Below are 16,706 nucleotides of genomic sequence, written 5' to 3'. Positions count from 1 at the left end.
ATCGCAATTATACCTTAGTTTTACAAGTAAGCATTATATAAACTTATCATATAGCTATTTTAATGGTTTTGACATAACAAAAAAGATACAATCTAAAAATATTTTCATTTAATTATTTTTGCAATCAAGGACACAAAATGCAACAAAACGACTACCTAGAACTAGGCAAAATTAACAACCTTCTTATAGACAGACTTACAACTCCTGGGGCTTACCTTATGGCACTTGATGGAAACGATGTTCTTTTACCTGGTCAATACCTAACTCCCGATATGAAAGAGAGAACTTTTGTGGATGTCTTTTTATATACAGACTCAGAAGATAGATTAGTTGCAACTACTCTCAAACCTAAAGCTATGCTAGAAGAGTTTGCTCTTTTAGAAGTTATAGATGTTGCACCTTTTGGAGCATTTTTAGACTGGGGACTTCCTAAAGATCTGCTTTGTCCAAAGATGCTACAAAAGACTCCTTTTAAAGTTGGCGAGAAGAGATTTGTAAAAGTCATCTATGATGAGCAGACTCATAGACTTGTAGCGAGTGAGAAACTAGGCGATTTTTTTGAAAAAAGAGTAAAAGGTATAAAACCTGCACAAGAGGTAAAGATCACTATTATTACTCAGACTCCACTAGGGTTTAAGTGTATAGTTGAGGACAAGTATGAAGGTTTGATCTACCATAATGAAATTTTTGAGAAAGTTTCTTTAGGAGACAAAAGAACTGCATTTGTAAAAACTATCCGTAAAGATGGAAACATAGATCTCTCTCTTAGAAAAGCAGGAGAGAAAGGTTCTTCTTCGGAGAAGATCTTAGATCTCTTAAAACAAAACAATGGCATTATGGCTTATAACTATAAAAGCGACGCAGATCTCATAAGAGATGTTTTTTCTCTTAGCAAAAAAGAGTTTAAACGCTCTCTAACAACTCTAGTAGATGAAAAAAAGATAGAAGTAAAAGATAGCGGTATATATCTTTGCTAAGAGTTGGGTGTTAAAGAAAAGTATCAAGCCAAATTAACTATAATCTTCAAAATTACTAATTTAAGGAATCTCTTTTATGTCTTACCTAGAATCACATCCAGATGAAAATGGCTATTTTGGTCGTTTTGGTGGTGCATATATTCCACCCGTTTTAGAACAACCATTTGCTGACATTACAAAAGCTTACGCGGAGTTAAAAAACTCTCCTAAATTTATAGAAGATCTAAAGTATGTTAGAAAGCACTACCAAGGTCGCCCTACTCCTATCTCTTACGCTAAAAACCTTACAGAGCATTGTGGCGGAGCTAAGATCTACTTAAAGCGAGAAGATCTAAACCATACGGGTGCGCATAAACTAAACCACTGTATGGCAGAAGTTATTTTGGCAAAGCACCTTGGTAAAACAAAAGTTATAGCTGAGACTGGAGCTGGTCAACACGGTGTGGCACTTGCAACTGCAGCTGCATACTTTGGACTAGAGTGTGAGATCCACATGGGCGAAGTAGATATCATAAAAGAGCATCCAAATGTTGTTCGTATGAAGATCTTAGGTGCAAAAGTTATCCCAGTATCGCACGGTCTTAAAACTTTAAAAGAGGCAGTTGATAGTGCTTTTGAGAGTTATATAGCTCAAGTTGATCATGCAATTTACTGCATTGGAAGTGTTGTTGGACCTCACCCTTTTCCTCTTATGGTAAGAGATTTTCAGTCTATAGTAGGTCATGAGTCTAAAGAGCAATTTTTTGAGCATGAAGACTCTCTTCCTGATGCAGTAGTCGCTTGTGTTGGTGGTGGAAGTAACTCTATAGGAATCTTCTCAGCATTTATAGATGACAAAGAGGTAGATCTTTATGGTGTTGAACCTATGGGACGAGGCGAAGCTTTAGGAGATCATGCTGCATCTCTAACTTATGGCGAAGAGGGAATTATGCACGGGTTTAACTCTATAATGCTAAAAGATGACAAAGGCGAACCAGCTCCTGTTCACTCTATTGGATCTGGGATTGATTACCCTTCTGTTGGACCTGAACACGCTTATCTTAGTAGTATTGGTAGAACAAAAGTAGCTGTTTGTAGTGACGATGAAGCAGTAGAGGCTTTTTACACTCTATCTCAACATGAGGGGATCATCCCAGCGTTAGAGTCTGCTCATGCTGTCTCATATGCCATGAAGTTAGCAAAAACTCTAGGCAAAGACAAGACTATACTTGTAAACCTAAGTGGTAGAGGCGACAAAGACATAGACTTTGTGGTTGAGAACTACCCTATTCCAAACGCTAAGTTCTAGGCTCGATTTTTTTAGCATATAGTAAAAGAATTACTCCACTAAAAACTATGGTTGCTGTTACAAACAAAGCAGCCCTGTAATCTCCAAAACTCTCCACAAGTGCGACGCTATAAAGTGGCGCACTTACTTGTCCGATCCCATAAACCGCTGTCATTGCACCCATGAGAACCACAGGGTTTTTAGGTGAAAGTTTTCCGCCTAAATGCATAAAAAGTGCAACTAACCCTATAAAAGTACTTCCATATAAAGCCCCACTAAAGAGGTTTAAGTAGATGTTTGAGCTAAGAGCTGGGATAACAATGCCCACAACTTGAAGGCTCATTGCGACTATGATGATGTTTAAACTTCCATAATTATGAGCGAGTCGCATCCAAATAATAGACGATGGGATCCCAGCAACTCCAACCACAAGCCAAGCTAAACTTCCATAACCCTCAAGCCCTTTAAGTGAGTTTATAATATCTGGTAAAAATGTACCTTGAACTACAAAACCAACACCCTCGGTAAAGTAAGCAAAAATTAGCAAAATAACAAAGGGAGAAAACAGAGATCTACTAAGTTTATGTTTTGGTGCGTCTTGCTTTATAAGTTTGTCAAATGAGAGAATATACCAAGAGTAAAAAGATGCTACAAATGCACAGATAGCGAGAACTAACCAAGCACTAGCAAAATCAGCACTCTTTAAAACTAACTGGCTTATGATCTCGCTCAAAACAATAGCAACTCCAATCCCACTAAAGTGAATCCCCATCGCTTTTGTTTTGTTTTCATAATTTAGCTTTACCATAACGATAGCGCCGCCAACTATTAAAACCATAGCCGAACCAAAGCCAGCTACAACTCTTGAGAAGATCCAAGCGAGTTCATTTGAAGTAGTTGCTAAAATGAGTGTTGTCACTACGCTTAAAAATAGTCCAAGTCTAAAGTATCTCACTTTTGCATTTATATCTTTTATAAAGATGCTAAATATTGCTCCGCCCAAATATCCGCTAAAGTTCAGCGATGCTAAAACTCCTGCATCTGTGATGGATAAAAACCCATCAAGCATAGATGGAAGCAAAGAGGTAAAAGCAAATCTAGCAACTCCAACGCCTACAAAGATAGAGATGATACCAGCTAGGATGATGTTGTAATTTTTGTTTTTATCTAGCAAGAAAATCTCTCTTTTAACATACAACCAACTCCATAAGGTTTTTTAGAATAAAACTCTTTTGAGTGATTAACAATCAGTGCATGATACTCTTGATAAACTTTTACTAACTCTTCTTCATCTTTTACAAACTCTTTGATACTATTTTGCATTAACTCTTTCATATCTCTGTATTTTGCCTTCTCATCTATGAAACCCAACTCTAAGAGAACTCTTTTTGTATATGCATCTATCTCAAACTCACCCTGGTTATATCCGTATAAAAGTATAGAATCCGCACTCTCTTGGCCAATTCCTAAAACGCTTAAAAGCTCATCTCTTGATGGCACCCTTCCATCTAAGCTCTCACCAAAAGAGATATACTCTAAGATATATCTAGACTTTTGGTTAAAGTACCCAGATGGTTTTATGGCAAGCTTTAAGATGTCTAGATCTAGTTTTTTTATAGATGAAGCAGTTAATGCATCTAGCTCTTGGAGATTTTGAAGTGATTTTACAACTGATTTAAAAGTTGTGTTTTGAGTAAGAATAGTCCCAAGTGCAACCTCAAAAATCTCATCACTTGTTTTGTCAAACTTATAATTGCCCTTGTCATAACCACTCTTTATAAAAGGCCACCATCCTTGCGGACCATACATCTCATATAGAAGTTTATACATCTCATAAATTTTTAACTCTTTGCTCAAAATTGACCCTATAGATAGATTTGTAAAAATTATACCAAACACTAAGGCAAAATATAAGATAATAGTCAAAATTATGGAGGCTTCGTTGGTGGTTTTAAAGTTTATAGACAATGTTGGAGGCAAAACACTAGAAATCTTAGATTCATTCTACGAGGCATTAAAATTTACCTTTATCTGCACACTTCACTTACTACGACCAAAAAGCTACAATCCTGCTATGAGAATGGTTTTAACAAAGCAGATCTACTTCACAGCAGTTGAGATCATTCCACTTTTTACTATAATGGCAGTTTTGTTTGGCTCTGTTATCATTGGAGCTGTAATCGTCTTAGCTAGTGAGTATGGTTTGCAAGATAAAATAGGCTCAATCATCATCACTTTTGTTTTAGATGAATTTTCTCCATTTTTTACAGCTCTGCTTATCTCTCTTCGTTCATCAACTGCGATAAATACCGAGATAGCGGTTATGAATGTAAACAATGAGCTAAACACTCTCAGAAGATATAGGATAGATCTTATTGACTATCTATTTTTGCCAAGAATCATAAGCGGTATGATAAGCGTTGTCTCACTCTCTATTTTATTTGCTTTTATCATGCTTTGTAGTGGTTATATTTTTACACTTTTTTATATGAATATGGATTTTCATACTTATAAACACTTGCTTATTAGCGCTATCGAGCTAAAAGACTTACTTGTTTTACTCATAAAGAGTATAACTTTTGGCTTTGTCATCATGCTTATTCCAATATACAGTGGACTTAAAACTACAAACGCTTATACTGCCATCCCTATCTCTGTATTAAATGGTATGGTTAAGCTCTTTGTAGCTATCTTTTTTATCGAGGTGCTATCATTACTAATTCAATCACTATAAGACTTTTTAAAGATTATCATGGCATTTCTGAGTTTCTTGATAAACAGACTAACTTTGCACTGATCTCTAAAAAAACTCCTCTTATTTCAAATCTAAATATGCTTGAGAATATCGCTCTTATAAAAGAAGTTCATGAGCATTTAGCAACTAAAGATGCTCAGGTCCAAGCAAGAGAAGCTTTAGCAAAAATAAATCTTCAAAAGATATCTTTATATAGAGTACATATGTGTAATGCTTATGAAATTTTTTGTGTCTGTGTAGTTCGTGCTATGATGAGTGATGACAAAAGCGTTATAATTATCTCACCTATAAATTTACTAGATAATTCATCTAGTATGGATGATGTAGTTAGCGTCATAAAAAAGCTCCAAATGAGTCAAGATATAGTTATTTTAGATACACTCGCAAACGAAACACACTATAAGGAGGTCTCATGCAATATAGTAAAATAAAGCTAGCTGTAGGTCTTTTTGTCATCACTCTTTTAGTTACTATTTTTACATTTTTATATCTTGTTTTAGAAAACAAAGGAACATTTAACAAAAGATATAACTATCACTTCACAACTGATAGTGCTGCGTTTTTTAGTGTTGGCATGCCTTTGAAATTTTCTGGATTTAGTATAGGGGCAATTGACAATATCTCTTTAAATAATGATGGGTCTGTTTTTATGACATTTTCAGTTGATGAAAATAATCGTAGATGGATAACTGAGGGTACAGTTTTAATGACTGTAAAACCTCTTATAGGTTCAACTCAGATAGAGATCTACTCTGCCATTGGCAATAAAGTTTTAGAAGAAGATGCCGAACTTCTTATGATTCAAAGTAATGACATAAACGATATGATAACAAAGCTTGAACCGGCAGTTGATAAGATCTTAAAAATCATAAACAACATAGAGTCCATCACTTCAAATCTTGCAAAAGAGAACTCTCCTCTAAATGAGACCTTTAAAAATATCAGAGATTTTAGTGCAAAACTCTCAAATAGTGATTCACTTTTAAGTAGTTTAACAGGAGATAAAAAGTCAACAAAAAGCATGATTGATGCGCTAAATACGACAAACAGCCTGATGGATGAGCTATATACAATCTCTAAACATATCTCAAAAAGCACATCTTCGCTTGATGCTGAGATCATGATCCCGGCATCTTCACTTATAAAAGAATTAGACGCCATTATGAAAGACGTTAAACAAAAACTTGACACATTAGACTCAACTGTAAGAGTTGTTGGAAGTTATGACATAGATCTTTTAGAATTTAAAGAGCAGATCTCTGTGAGTCTGCAAAAGACAAATCAGATAATGGATAAAGTAGATGCTTTTATGCAAGATGATTCGAAACCAGAGGTGAGCCTACCATGATAAAAATATTACTCTCTTTTTTTATACTTTTTCTCTTTAGTGCTTGTTCATTTAAACAAGCTCCAAATGAGTGGCAATATAAAAGTGTAAATGCCTTTGACTCATATACTAAAAATTTCCTAAGCTCTTATGACAAAATTGCTAAAGCAGATCTAAAAAGATCTATTGCGCACGCAAAACAAGGAGTAGATCTAAAAACTCTTTCGCAGATCTACTTGGCAAAATGTGCTTTAAACATAAGTGTAGGAATTAAGGATGAGTGTAAAGAGTTTCAAGAAATTTCATCTTTACATAAAGATCCAAACTTAGATGCATACTTTGCATTTTTGCAGCAAAAAGACCCTTATGATGTTGATAAACTTGATCCTCTCTATCAAAAGTTTGCATCAAAATTAAAAGCTAATGATTACAAAGGAGCTAACGAAGCTATATTAAATATCTCAAAACCCACTTCTAAACTACTAGCTGCCGCACTTATTAGAGATAGATTAACAACCACAACAAGAGATGAGATGATAAGTACTGCTTCGTTTAATGGTTATAAAAAGAGCGCTCTTTTTTGGTTAAACGAAAAATTACTTTATATAAAAGATGATACAGAAAAAGAAAGATTGATAAAAAAAATTGAAGTTTTAAAATAGAATTTTGCCAACCCAAACAGGAGGAAAGGGTTAACAAAACAAGTCTTAGGGTCAAGTTAAGACCATATATCAAGAATCGTAAAAGTATTATATAGGCTTTAAGTTACTAAAGTGTTAATAAATGCTTTTAGTTTAAAACTTAATATAAAAAATAGCTCTTTGAGTTAACACATTCTTATCTCTTTTTAGATAACATTACTCTAATAAAAAAGGCACACTAAGGATATAGATATGATAATATGTAATTCACTAGAAGAAGTAAGAGCAAACATTGATATACTAGATGATAAACTAGTTGAGTTGATTTCTCAAAGAAGTCATTTAGTTCGTCAAGCTGCGAAGTTTAAAAACTCAGTAGAAGATGTTAAGGCAGATGATCGCATAGAGTTTATTATGCAAAAAGTTCGCCGTAAAGCAATATCACTAGATGTATCTCCAAACTTAATATCAGAACTTTTCACTATTATGATTCATGAAATGGTTGAGACTGAAATCTCAGAGTTTAGAAACACTCAAACATTTTAATCTTATGATGAAAATTTTTTTATTACTAAGCCTCAGTTTTTTTTGCCTCTTTGGATCTGATGCTTTTATAACTCCAACACAGCTCAAAGCATCACTAAATGATAAAAATCTTATCCTTATTGATGTCTCAGAAAAAGAACTCTACATTACAAGCCATATAGAAGGCGCCATTTACGCTAATGTAAAAGAGTTTATGGATAAAAACAGTCCTTATCCAACTCTAGCATCAGATATAATAATTCAAGATGCCCTAAGAAGACTTGGAATTAACAATGACTCTAAAGTTGTTATATACTCTCACAACTCTCAAAAAGAGATCTTTAATTCAAGCTATTTAGCTTTTGTGCTTCTTTATAGTGGACTTGATGATATTAGTATCTTAGATGGCGGATATATGGCATGGGTTTTTGAAAATAATCTTTTAGTCTCCTCTCTTATTCCTGATATAAAATATGGATCTACTGTAGTTATGCCAAAAAAACATCTTATAGCAACCACCAAAGACTTGCTAACTTCAGGTGCAAAGATATTAGATGCAAGATCATATGATGACTACTATGGTGTAAGTCGCTCAGATGGAGTTTTAGAGGTTGGTCATATAAAAGGTGCAAAGAGTAGCAACACAGTTACTAAGTTTTTAAAAGACAATACTCTAAGAAATAAAAGTGAACTTGATGAGATCTATGTAGCTGGACATGAGTTAAATAGCAATGATGAGATAATTGTTTATGATAGAGATGCACTAAGTGCTAGTATGGAGTTTTTTATACTCTACAAATGTATGGGGTTTAAAAATGCAAAACTATACGAAGCTTCACTTATAGAGTGGTCAAATAAAGAGAATTTGCCAATGACAAGATTTAAGTGGGAGTAAAAGAGGAAAAACCTCTTTTTACTTGTAACGATAAGTAATACGACCCTTATCAAGAGAGTATGGTGTTAGTTCTAACTTTACCTTATCACCTGGAAGTATCTTAATATAGTGCATACGCATCTTTCCTGCGATATGACATAGAATGATATGTCCATTTTCTAATTCAACACGGAAAGTTGCATTTGGTAATGCTTCAATAATCTTGCCGTCAACTTCTATAACATCAGCTTTAGCCATTTTATAAGTCCTTTTTCTAACTCTTAAGCAAGAGATAATATCTCAGCCTTACCGTTGATAACTGCAACAGTATGCTCATAGTGTGAACCGCGTAAATTATCGGTACTAACAACATCCCATTTATTTTCTAAAATAATCGGTTCTGACTCTTTTTGACAAATCATGGGTTCAAGACAAAAAACCATTCCGTTTTTTATCTTTGGACCTGATTTTGGGTTTTTACCATCTAGGTAGTTAGGGATTTCTGGTTCCTCGTGAGGCTTTTTTCCTATGCCATGACCACAAAAACTATGTAGTGGTACAAAGCCACGAGAGAGTATAAATTTTTCTATCTTAAATGAGAGCTCTTTAAATCTTAAACCCTCTTTTATCTCATCAATAGCATAGTAGAGTGCATCTTTTGCACAAGCTATCAACTCTTCATCTCTCTTTATTATCTCACCAACACCAACTGTAATTGCAGCATCTCCAAACCAACCATTAAGTTCAGTTCCAATATCATAACCGATAATATCTCCCTCTTGGAGCTTATAATCAGTTGGGATACCATGGATAATAACTTGATTAAGTGAAGTACAAACAGCGTTGGGGAAGCCATAGAGACCTTTAAAAGATGGTCTAGCATCATGGGAGCGGATATAATCCTCAGCCATTGCATCAAGTTCCCTTAAGGTCATCCCAGCCTTTGTATTTTGTGCAAGAAGCTCCAATGCACCACCAACTATTTGGTTGGCTGCGCGGAGTTTCTCTATTTCAACAGGTTTTCTAAGCGCTATGGCCATTATTTATAAACCAACAGCACTTAAGGTCTCATACTTACTCATGTAAATTTGAGCCTCTATCTTTCTCATAGTATCAAGTGCAACTTGAACAACGATAAGAACTGCAGTACCACCAAAGAAAAATGGAACACCCATTCCTTTTATAATCATAAACGGTAGCGTTGCAACAAGTCCTAGATAAAGAGCGCCTGTAAAAGTTAATCTACTAGCAGTCTCATTTAAAAACTCTCTTGTAGCTTCACCTGTTCTGATACCAGGAATAAATCCACCCTGTCTCTTTAGGTTATCTGAAATATCTTTTGCACTAAATGTAATCGATGCATAGAAAAATGCAAAAAAGACTACAAAAAGAAATGTTAAAAAGTTAAAAAAGTAACTATTTGGATTTAACAAGTCAGCAATGCCCTGAATTGTAGGGTTAGTACTACTTGATAAGATTGTCATAGGAAACATCAATATCGCAGATGCAAAAATAACTGGGATAACACCAGCTAAGTTAACTTTGATAGGAATGTAGTTCATAACTCTTTTATTTTGATTTTGCATCATAACTTTTTTAGCATATGTAACTGGTACTCGGCGTTCACCAAGTTCTACATAGATAATAATTGCGACCGTAGCCATTATAAGAGCCAAAATTGCAATAACAGTTAAAAAGCTCATTGCTCCAGTGTTTACCATAGTGATAGTTTGACCTATTGCACTAGGAATTGCAGAGACAATACCTGCAAAGATAATAAGTGAAATACCATTACCTATACCACTTTGAGTTATTTGCTCACCAATCCACATAAGCAGCATAGTTCCAGCTAGCATCGATACAGCAGAGAGAATTATAAAAGTATTATGATCAGCAATAATTGCACTGTTTCCATTTGGACCAGTTAAACTTTGAAGACCAACACTAATACCAATCGCTTGAATTATAGTAATTGCAATAGTCGCATAACGAATGATTTGCATATACTTAACCATTCCATCTCTCTCTTTTTTCATCTGTCCTAGTGGAGCAAAAGTAGCAGCTAAAAGTTCCATAATGATTGAAGCGGTGATGTAAGGCATGATTCCAAGAGCGATAATAGACATTCTCTCTACAGCATTTCCACTAAACATATTAAAAAGTCCTAGTGCATCCGCTTGATGTGAATCGAAAAATGAAGCAATAACAGCAGTATCAACGCCTGGAACTGGCACATAAGCCAGTAGGCGATAGATAAATAAAAACCCGATAGTAATAAGTATCTTATTTACTAGATTTTTATTCACGACTATTTACCTGTAGTAGTAACACTGTCGTCTTTGATTTTTGATGCTAAATCTTTAGCATTCGCACCAACTAGTTTAACTTTGCTAACACTTGCGGCAATTTTGTGAACACCACGGATAGTCTCCATAGTAATTTCAGCTAATTCTGCAACTGCTTTGATTTTCTCTACATTTATAACATAAGGTTTTACATTATTTGAGTGAAATCCAATCTTAGGAAGTCTTTTTGCAAGTTGCATTTGACCACCCTCAAAGTTTCTCTTTCTTTTGTTACCTGAACGAGATTTTTGACCTTTTTGTCCACGAGCTGAAGTTTTTCCAGTTCCTGAAGCTTGTCCACGACCAACTCTTTTACGATTCTTTGTAGAACCTTCTGCTGGCGTTAAATTTTCAATACCCATTATCTATCCTTTAATACGAGTTAGTGCTTCAACTGTAGCACGAACCACTGTGTTTGGATTGTTTGAGCCAATTGACTTTGTAAGCATGTCTTGAAAACCTGCAAGTTCAAGAACAGGACGAACTGCTCCACCTGCGATAACACCTGTACCTTCAGATGCTGGCTTCAAAAGAACACGACTTGCATTGTACTTATGCTCAATATCATGTGCTATTGTTGTACCTTTAATACTTACTGTAGTTAGGTTTTTAAAAGCGTTATCAACAGCTTTACGTATAGCATCAGGAACCTCTTTTGCTTTACCAGAACCATAGCCAACTGTACCATTTTTGTTACCAACTACAATAAGTGCAGTAAAACGAAATCTTCTACCACCCTTAACAACTTTAGTAACACGACCAATATTTACGATCGCTTCTTCAAATTCTTCTCTATTGATTTCCATCATAGCCCCTAAAACTTAATTTCGTTTGCACGAAGTGCTTCACCAAATGCAGCTATTACACCGTGATATTGGTAACCATTACGATCAAAAACAATCTCAGAGATCTTAGCAGTTTTAAGTTTAGCAGCAAACGCCTCACCTAGAGCCGTAGCACCCTCTTTGTTTGACTTGTGACCACTCTCTTTTGAATTTAATGCACAAATTGTTGTAGCACTAACATCATCGATAGCCTGTACACTCAGATAACGATTTGAACGAAACACAGAAACACGAGGAAGTGTAGCACAACCAGATATTTTCGCACGAATACGACGCTTTCGTTTTATACGATTAGCAATTTTGCTTTTTAATACTTTAGCATTCATCTATACTCCTCCCTTATTTCTTAGCAGTTTTACCGGCTTTACGCACGATATGCTCATCTTTGTACTTAACACCTTTACCTTTGTAAGGCTCTGGTGGTCTAAATGCTCTAATCACTGCCGCAGCTTGACCAAGAGCTTGCTTGTCATGGCTTTTAAGAGTTATTAGATTTTTCTCAACACTAGCTTCAATGCCTTCTGGAAGATCAAAATTAATATCATGTGAAAATCCTAGTTGAAGGTTTAGCACTCTACCATTTACAGCAGCACGGTAACCAACACCATTAATTTCAAGTTCTTTAGTGTAACCATCAGTTAAACCAACAACGATATTTTGAGCTAAAGCTCTATATGTTCCCCAAAATGCTCTATGAGCTTTTTCATCTGACTTTGAAGTAAAAGAAAGTGTACTGTTTTCAAGTGAAAAATCAACATTTCCTTTAGTATCTAAATCTACACTATTTTTGCCTTTAGCAAAAGTTATAACATCGCCATTTGTACTAACTTTAATATCGCTAGCAAAATTTACAGGTAATTTACCAATTCTTGACATGTTATCCCCTTACCAAACTGTACACATAACTTCGCCACCAATACCAAGCTCATAAGCTTTGTCATTTGATAGAACGCCGTGTGATGTACTTACTATAATAGTTCCGTAACCATTTTTAAATCTCTTAATACCTTCTTTACCTTTGTAAACACGTCTACCAGGCTTAGATACTCTTTGAAGTTCATTGATTACAGTTTTACCTTCATCATTGTACTTTAGTACAACTTTGATTGTTTTTTTAACGCCATCTTCAAGAACATTACAACTCTCGATATAGCCTTTTTCAACTAAGATATTTGCTAATGCTTCAACACTCTTAGAGTGTACTAAAGTAGTAACTGGTAATCTTCTCATACCTGCATTACGAACACGAGTTAACGCGTCTGACACTAAGTCATTTATTGCCATTTATTATTCCTTATTTTTTGCGAGTCGAAAAAAATTCAACTGCGAATGAATAGAAGTTTCCTTTTGGAAGGCAGAGCCTACCAAGAAGACTTTCTAACACCTGGGATTAATCCCTCATTTGCCATTTTTCTAAAACAGATACGGCAGATCCCAAAGTCACGAAGTACAGAGTGTGGACGCCCACAGATTTGACATCTTGTATATCCACGTACTTTGAACTTAGGCTCTCTTTTTGCTTTAGCTATCATTGACTTTTTAGCCATTAGTTACTCCCTTTTGTAAAAGGCATACCCATTTTCTCTAAAAGAGCAAAACCAGCCTTGTCAGAATCAGCACTTGTTACAACTGTGATATTCATACCATGAATTTGCATGATCGAATCATAGCTAATCTCTGGGAAGATAAGTTGCTCATCAAGTCCGAAGTTATAGTTACCACGGCCATCAAAACCATTTCTAGGAACACCACGGAAGTCTTTTACACGAGGAAGTGCGATAGATACAAGGCGATCTAGAAAGTTGTACATGCTTTCACCACGAAGTGTTACACGAACACCAACTGGCATACCTTCACGAACTTTAAAACCAGCTACTGATTTTTTAGCTATAACTGTAGTTGCCTTTTGACCAGCAATCATTGTTATAGTATCTTCAATATTTTGGATAAGTTTATTATCTTTCATTGCAAAACCAGCACCAACAGAGATTACTATTTTCTCTACTTTAGGAGTTTGCATAGGATTTTTAACACCTAGATCTGCTTGTAGATCAGCTCTTAGGGCTAAATATTTATCTTTTAAACGAGCCATTATTATGCCTCCACTTTACGAACATTTGAAACATCTATAGGCATCTCTTTATTGATATGTCCGCCTTTAGTATTGTCTTCAGTTGGTTTGATTGCTTTTTTAGCTACTTTACAACCTTCTACTATTACCTTGTTTTTCTTAGGCATAACAGATAGTACTTTAGCTTTAGTTCCGCGATCATCACCAGCGATAATTTCTACAGTATCGCCTTTTTTAAATTTAAATTTTGCCATTAAACAACCTCCGGTGCAAGAGATACTATTTTCATAAATCCAGCATAACGAACTTCACGACCAACAGGTCCGAAGATACGAGTACCTATTGGCTCTCTCTTGTCATCAAGTATAACAGCTGCATTATCATCAAAACGGATAAGAGAACCATTTTCACGGTGAACCTCTTTCGCAGTTCTAACGATAACAGCTTTTACAACTTTACCTTTTTTAACTTTAGCAGTTGGAGTCGCTTTTTTAACAGAAGCAACTATTACATCACCTATTGTTGCGTAACGACGCTTTGAACCACCAAGTACCTTAATACACATAATCTCTTTAGCACCTGTATTGTCAGCTACATTCAGACGAGTAAAACCTTGAATCATTACTCTGCTCCTTTTATAACCGATTTAAGTCTAAAAGATTTAGTTTTTGAAAGTGGACGACACTCTACTGCTGTAATCTCATCACCTACTTTTACTTCATTGCGCTCATCATGTACTAAGTACTTTTTGAAACGTCTTACAACTTTGTGGTAACGAGGATGCATTACACGGCGTTCTACAACGATAGAAACCGTTTTTTCGCCTGCAATAGTAACTACTTTACCTTGAATTTCACGCTTATGTGTCATACTCTGGCCCCTAGTTTGCCACTGCATTAATAGCAGTGTTGATTTTAGCAATATTTTTCTTAGCAACACGAAGTTCGCTAGTATTATTTAATTGCATCATCTTTTGTTTTATTTTTAGAGTAAACAATTCAGTTTTTTTCTCTTTTAGCATAACCTTAAGTTCTGCTACGTTTTTATCTGCTAAATCAATATATTTCATTGCTCAACTCCGCAGTAATTATTTTAGTCTTAAATGGCAACTTGTGCATTGCAAGAGCTAACGCTTCACGCGCTATATCATGTGGAACACCAGCCATTTCAAATATAATACGACCTGGTTTAATATTCATAACCCATTGATCAACTGAACCTTTACCCTTACCCATACGAGTCTCAAGAGGTTTAGAAGTTAGTGGTTTAGCAGGAAACACACGGATCCAAATCTTACCATTTCTTTTAATATGACGAGTAGCTGAAATACGAGCTGCTTCAATCTGACGAGAGTTAATACGACCTGCTTCAACCGCTTTAAAAGCGATATCACCAAATGCTAGAGTATAACCCGAACGAGCGTAACCACGGTTACGACCTTTCATTACCTTACGATACTTTGTTCTCTTTGGCATCAACATAATTATTCAGCCTTTTCTTTTCTTGGAGCGCGTTTTCTTGGACGCTCTTGCTTTTCTTCTTTAGCTTCAGCTGGGATACCTTTAGTAAGTACCTCACCTTTGAATATCCACACTTTAACACCTATACAACCGTATTGTGTATGAGCTTCAGCGAAACCATAGTCTATCTTAGCACGAAGTGTATGAAGAGGAACACGTCCCTCTAAGTACCACTCAGTACGAGCCATTTCAGCTCCACCTAAACGACCGCTAACAGAAACTTTAATACCTTTAGCACCTGAACGTTGTGCAGTTTGCATAACTTTTTTCATAGCTCTTCTAAATGCAACACGACGCTCTAATTGAGTAGCAACATTCTCAGCAACTAGTTGAGATGAAACCTGAGCTTTTTTCTCTTCTTTTATGTTTACTGAAACTGGTTTTGCAATCAGTTTTTCTAGAGATGTTTTAAGCTTCTCAATATCCGCACCTTTTTTACCAATAATGATACCAGGGCGAGCTGCAACGATAGTTACACGAAGTCTCTTTATAGTTCTTTCTATAATGATGTTAGCAACACCTGCATAGTAAAGTTCTTTCTTTAAAAATGTACGAATCTTGTGATCTTCACCTAAAGCTGCTGGAGCAGTTTTAAAGTTAGGAAACCATCTGCTCTCCCAGTTACGGTTGATTCCAAGACGTAAACCAATAGGATTAACTTTTTGACCCATATTATTTACCCTCTACTTCTACTAAGATATGTGCAGTTGGCTTTCTGATCCCAGATGCCATACCACGCGCACGCGGTCTAAATCTTTTTAGAACTGGACCATTATCAATACGACATGATGTAATAGTACAATCCTCTGCTTCATTACCACTGTTTGCAACTGCAGATGCAACAACTTTAGCGATGATTTTAGCTGCCTTATTTGGAGTGAATTCTAAAGATGCTAACGCAAGTTCTGCATTCATACCTTGAATTTCTCTCGCTATAAGACGAGATTTGATTGGTGAAACACGGATAAATTTTAATAATGCTCTAGCCATGATTACCCCTTCTTCTGAACAGAGCCCTTGTGGCCCTTGAATGTACGAGTTGGTGCGAATTCACCAAGTTTATATCCAATGTGATTCTCTGTAACATATACAGGAATGAATTGTCTTCCGTTGTGAACATTTATAGTAAAACCAACCATTTCAGGAAGAACCATAGATCTTCTTGACCATGTTTTAATAGGTTTTTTACTGCCCTCTGCTTTAGCTGCTTGGACTTTTTTTACTAAATGGTCATCAACAAATGGACCTTTTTTTACTGAACGAGCCATTGTTAACCTACCCTTCTTGCATTTGGTTTACGGCGAGTAATAATAAGATTATCACTAGCTTTCTTACGACGAGTTTTAGCACCCTTCGTTGGTTTACCCCATGGAGTAACTGGATGACGACCTGAGTTCGTTTTACCTTCACCACCACCATGTGGGTGATCAATTGGGTTCATAGCAGAACCACGAGTTTGAGGACGAATTCCTAAATGTCTTTGACGACCAGCTTTTGCTATAACGATATTACCAAACTCTTCGTTACCAACTGAACCAATAGTAGCTAAACACTCACCT

General features: G+C 35.7%; 28 protein-coding genes and 1 pseudogene. 8 read left to right on the top strand and 21 right to left on the bottom strand.

Annotated elements, in window-relative coordinates:
* Window positions 1–137: 137 nt before the first annotated feature.
* Together M0Q24_RS08345 and trpB are read left to right on the top strand one after the other, a co-directional pair.
* Complete coding sequence (locus M0Q24_RS08345) at window positions 138–977, top strand: S1-like domain-containing RNA-binding protein (protein ID WP_295049552.1); 840 nt, start codon at window positions 138–140, stop codon at window positions 975–977.
* Between the two features lie 76 nt (window positions 978–1,053).
* Complete coding sequence (gene trpB / locus M0Q24_RS08340) at window positions 1,054–2,265, top strand: tryptophan synthase subunit beta (RefSeq protein ID WP_295049550.1); 1,212 nt, start codon at window positions 1,054–1,056, stop codon at window positions 2,263–2,265.
* Here the strand turns inward: trpB and M0Q24_RS08335 are convergent.
* Window positions 2,255–3,442, bottom strand: coding sequence for a YbfB/YjiJ family MFS transporter (locus M0Q24_RS08335; RefSeq protein ID WP_295049548.1), 1,188 nt, complete (start codon window positions 3,440–3,442; stop codon window positions 2,255–2,257). The two genes, trpB and M0Q24_RS08335, sit on opposite strands and share 11 nt — an antisense overlap.
* Window positions 3,412–4,101: an endonuclease III domain-containing protein gene (locus tag M0Q24_RS08330; RefSeq protein WP_295049546.1), complete on the bottom strand. Its 690-nt coding sequence runs from the start codon at window positions 4,099–4,101 to the stop codon at window positions 3,412–3,414. The genes M0Q24_RS08335 and M0Q24_RS08330 overlap by 31 nt, the downstream gene beginning before the upstream one ends.
* 88 nt (window positions 4,102–4,189) lie before the next feature.
* Between M0Q24_RS08330 and M0Q24_RS08325 the strand changes: the two genes are divergently transcribed.
* From M0Q24_RS08325 to M0Q24_RS08300, 6 genes are all read left to right on the top strand, one after another.
* Window positions 4,190–4,978, top strand: coding sequence for an ABC transporter permease (locus tag M0Q24_RS08325; protein WP_295049578.1), 789 nt, complete (start codon window positions 4,190–4,192; stop codon window positions 4,976–4,978).
* A 98-nt stretch (window positions 4,979–5,076) separates the two neighbouring features.
* Complete coding sequence (locus M0Q24_RS08320) at window positions 5,077–5,430, top strand: hypothetical protein (RefSeq protein ID WP_295049544.1); 354 nt, start codon at window positions 5,077–5,079, stop codon at window positions 5,428–5,430.
* A complete protein-coding gene (locus M0Q24_RS08315) occupies window positions 5,412–6,347 on the top strand; it encodes a hypothetical protein (RefSeq protein WP_295049542.1) in 936 nt (311 codons plus the stop codon). The genes M0Q24_RS08320 and M0Q24_RS08315 overlap by 19 nt, the downstream gene beginning before the upstream one ends.
* The gene (locus M0Q24_RS08310; RefSeq protein WP_295049540.1) at window positions 6,344–6,988 is read left to right on the top strand and encodes a hypothetical protein; all 645 of its coding nucleotides are present in this window, start codon (window positions 6,344–6,346) and stop codon (window positions 6,986–6,988) included. The genes M0Q24_RS08315 and M0Q24_RS08310 overlap by 4 nt, the downstream gene beginning before the upstream one ends.
* Window positions 6,989–7,219: 231 nt before the next feature.
* Complete coding sequence (locus tag M0Q24_RS08305) at window positions 7,220–7,513, top strand: chorismate mutase (protein WP_295049538.1); 294 nt, start codon at window positions 7,220–7,222, stop codon at window positions 7,511–7,513.
* Between the two features lie 7 nt (window positions 7,514–7,520).
* On the top strand, window positions 7,521–8,387 hold the full coding sequence (locus M0Q24_RS08300; protein WP_295049536.1) for a sulfurtransferase: 867 nt from the start codon (window positions 7,521–7,523) through the stop codon (window positions 8,385–8,387).
* Window positions 8,388–8,405: 18 nt separating this feature from the next.
* On the opposite strand, the gene infA is transcribed toward M0Q24_RS08300, so the two are convergent.
* From infA to M0Q24_RS08205, 19 genes and pseudogenes are all read right to left on the bottom strand, one after another.
* Complete coding sequence (gene infA / locus M0Q24_RS08295) at window positions 8,406–8,624, bottom strand: translation initiation factor IF-1 (RefSeq protein WP_013326041.1); 219 nt, start codon at window positions 8,622–8,624, stop codon at window positions 8,406–8,408.
* A gap of 23 nt (window positions 8,625–8,647) precedes the next feature.
* The gene (map, locus tag M0Q24_RS08290) at window positions 8,648–9,406 is read right to left on the bottom strand and encodes a type I methionyl aminopeptidase (protein ID WP_295049535.1); all 759 of its coding nucleotides are present in this window, start codon (window positions 9,404–9,406) and stop codon (window positions 8,648–8,650) included.
* Window positions 9,407–9,409: 3 nt separating this feature from the next.
* Window positions 9,410–10,672: a preprotein translocase subunit SecY gene (secY, locus tag M0Q24_RS08285; RefSeq protein WP_295049533.1), complete on the bottom strand. Its 1,263-nt coding sequence runs from the start codon at window positions 10,670–10,672 to the stop codon at window positions 9,410–9,412.
* A 2-nt stretch (window positions 10,673–10,674) separates the two neighbouring features.
* Window positions 10,675–11,073: a 50S ribosomal protein L15 gene (gene rplO / locus M0Q24_RS08280; RefSeq protein WP_295049531.1), complete on the bottom strand. Its 399-nt coding sequence runs from the start codon at window positions 11,071–11,073 to the stop codon at window positions 10,675–10,677.
* A 3-nt stretch (window positions 11,074–11,076) separates the two neighbouring features.
* Window positions 11,077–11,517, bottom strand: a complete 441-nt coding sequence (rpsE, locus tag M0Q24_RS08275; protein ID WP_295049529.1) for a 30S ribosomal protein S5 — start codon at window positions 11,515–11,517, stop codon at window positions 11,077–11,079.
* 8 nt (window positions 11,518–11,525) lie between these two features.
* Window positions 11,526–11,882, bottom strand: a complete 357-nt coding sequence (rplR, locus tag M0Q24_RS08270; protein ID WP_295049527.1) for a 50S ribosomal protein L18 — start codon at window positions 11,880–11,882, stop codon at window positions 11,526–11,528.
* A 13-nt stretch (window positions 11,883–11,895) separates the two neighbouring features.
* On the bottom strand, window positions 11,896–12,432 hold the full coding sequence (gene rplF, locus M0Q24_RS08265) for a 50S ribosomal protein L6 (RefSeq protein WP_295049524.1): 537 nt from the start codon (window positions 12,430–12,432) through the stop codon (window positions 11,896–11,898).
* 9 nt (window positions 12,433–12,441) lie between these two features.
* Complete coding sequence (gene rpsH / locus M0Q24_RS08260) at window positions 12,442–12,840, bottom strand: 30S ribosomal protein S8 (protein WP_295049522.1); 399 nt, start codon at window positions 12,838–12,840, stop codon at window positions 12,442–12,444.
* Window positions 12,841–12,917: 77 nt separating this feature from the next.
* A complete protein-coding gene (locus M0Q24_RS08255) occupies window positions 12,918–13,103 on the bottom strand; it encodes a type Z 30S ribosomal protein S14 (protein ID WP_008340791.1) in 186 nt (61 codons plus the stop codon).
* On the bottom strand, window positions 13,103–13,648 hold the full coding sequence (gene rplE, locus M0Q24_RS08250; RefSeq protein WP_295049519.1) for a 50S ribosomal protein L5: 546 nt from the start codon (window positions 13,646–13,648) through the stop codon (window positions 13,103–13,105). The genes M0Q24_RS08255 and rplE overlap by 1 nt, the downstream gene beginning before the upstream one ends.
* Window positions 13,649–13,650: 2 nt before the next feature.
* Window positions 13,651–13,881 (bottom strand): 50S ribosomal protein L24, encoded by a 231-nt coding sequence (gene rplX / locus M0Q24_RS08245; protein ID WP_021287734.1) that lies wholly within the window; start codon window positions 13,879–13,881, stop codon window positions 13,651–13,653.
* On the bottom strand, window positions 13,881–14,249 hold the full coding sequence (rplN, locus tag M0Q24_RS08240) for a 50S ribosomal protein L14 (protein ID WP_295049515.1): 369 nt from the start codon (window positions 14,247–14,249) through the stop codon (window positions 13,881–13,883). The genes rplX and rplN overlap by 1 nt, the downstream gene beginning before the upstream one ends.
* Window positions 14,249–14,497: a 30S ribosomal protein S17 gene (rpsQ, locus tag M0Q24_RS08235; RefSeq protein WP_295049512.1), complete on the bottom strand. Its 249-nt coding sequence runs from the start codon at window positions 14,495–14,497 to the stop codon at window positions 14,249–14,251. Before rpsQ ends, rplN begins: the two co-directional genes overlap by 1 nt.
* Window positions 14,498–14,507: 10 nt before the next feature.
* Complete coding sequence (rpmC, locus tag M0Q24_RS08230) at window positions 14,508–14,696, bottom strand: 50S ribosomal protein L29 (protein ID WP_295049509.1); 189 nt, start codon at window positions 14,694–14,696, stop codon at window positions 14,508–14,510.
* Complete coding sequence (rplP, locus tag M0Q24_RS08225; protein WP_295049506.1) at window positions 14,683–15,108, bottom strand: 50S ribosomal protein L16; 426 nt, start codon at window positions 15,106–15,108, stop codon at window positions 14,683–14,685. The genes rpmC and rplP overlap by 14 nt, the downstream gene beginning before the upstream one ends.
* 2 nt (window positions 15,109–15,110) lie before the next feature.
* Window positions 15,111–15,818, bottom strand: a complete 708-nt coding sequence (rpsC, locus tag M0Q24_RS08220) for a 30S ribosomal protein S3 (RefSeq protein WP_295049503.1) — start codon at window positions 15,816–15,818, stop codon at window positions 15,111–15,113.
* 1 nt (window position 15,819) lies between these two features.
* A complete protein-coding gene (gene rplV / locus M0Q24_RS08215; protein WP_295049500.1) occupies window positions 15,820–16,137 on the bottom strand; it encodes a 50S ribosomal protein L22 in 318 nt (105 codons plus the stop codon).
* 2 nt (window positions 16,138–16,139) lie between these two features.
* Window positions 16,140–16,415 carry a 30S ribosomal protein S19 gene (gene rpsS, locus M0Q24_RS08210; protein ID WP_295049497.1) on the bottom strand — a complete coding sequence of 92 codons (276 nt, stop codon included), beginning with the start codon at window positions 16,413–16,415 and terminating at the stop codon, window positions 16,140–16,142.
* 2 nt (window positions 16,416–16,417) lie between these two features.
* Window positions 16,418–16,706, bottom strand: a pseudogene (locus M0Q24_RS08205) (50S ribosomal protein L2); the annotation flags it as partial.

Origin of the sequence: Sulfurimonas sp., from assembly GCF_023228785.1 — a bacterium.
GTDB lineage: Bacteria > Campylobacterota > Campylobacteria > Campylobacterales > Sulfurimonadaceae > Sulfurimonas.
Note: the sequence above shows the minus strand (reverse complement) of the source record. Positions and strands in the feature narration are given on the sequence as shown.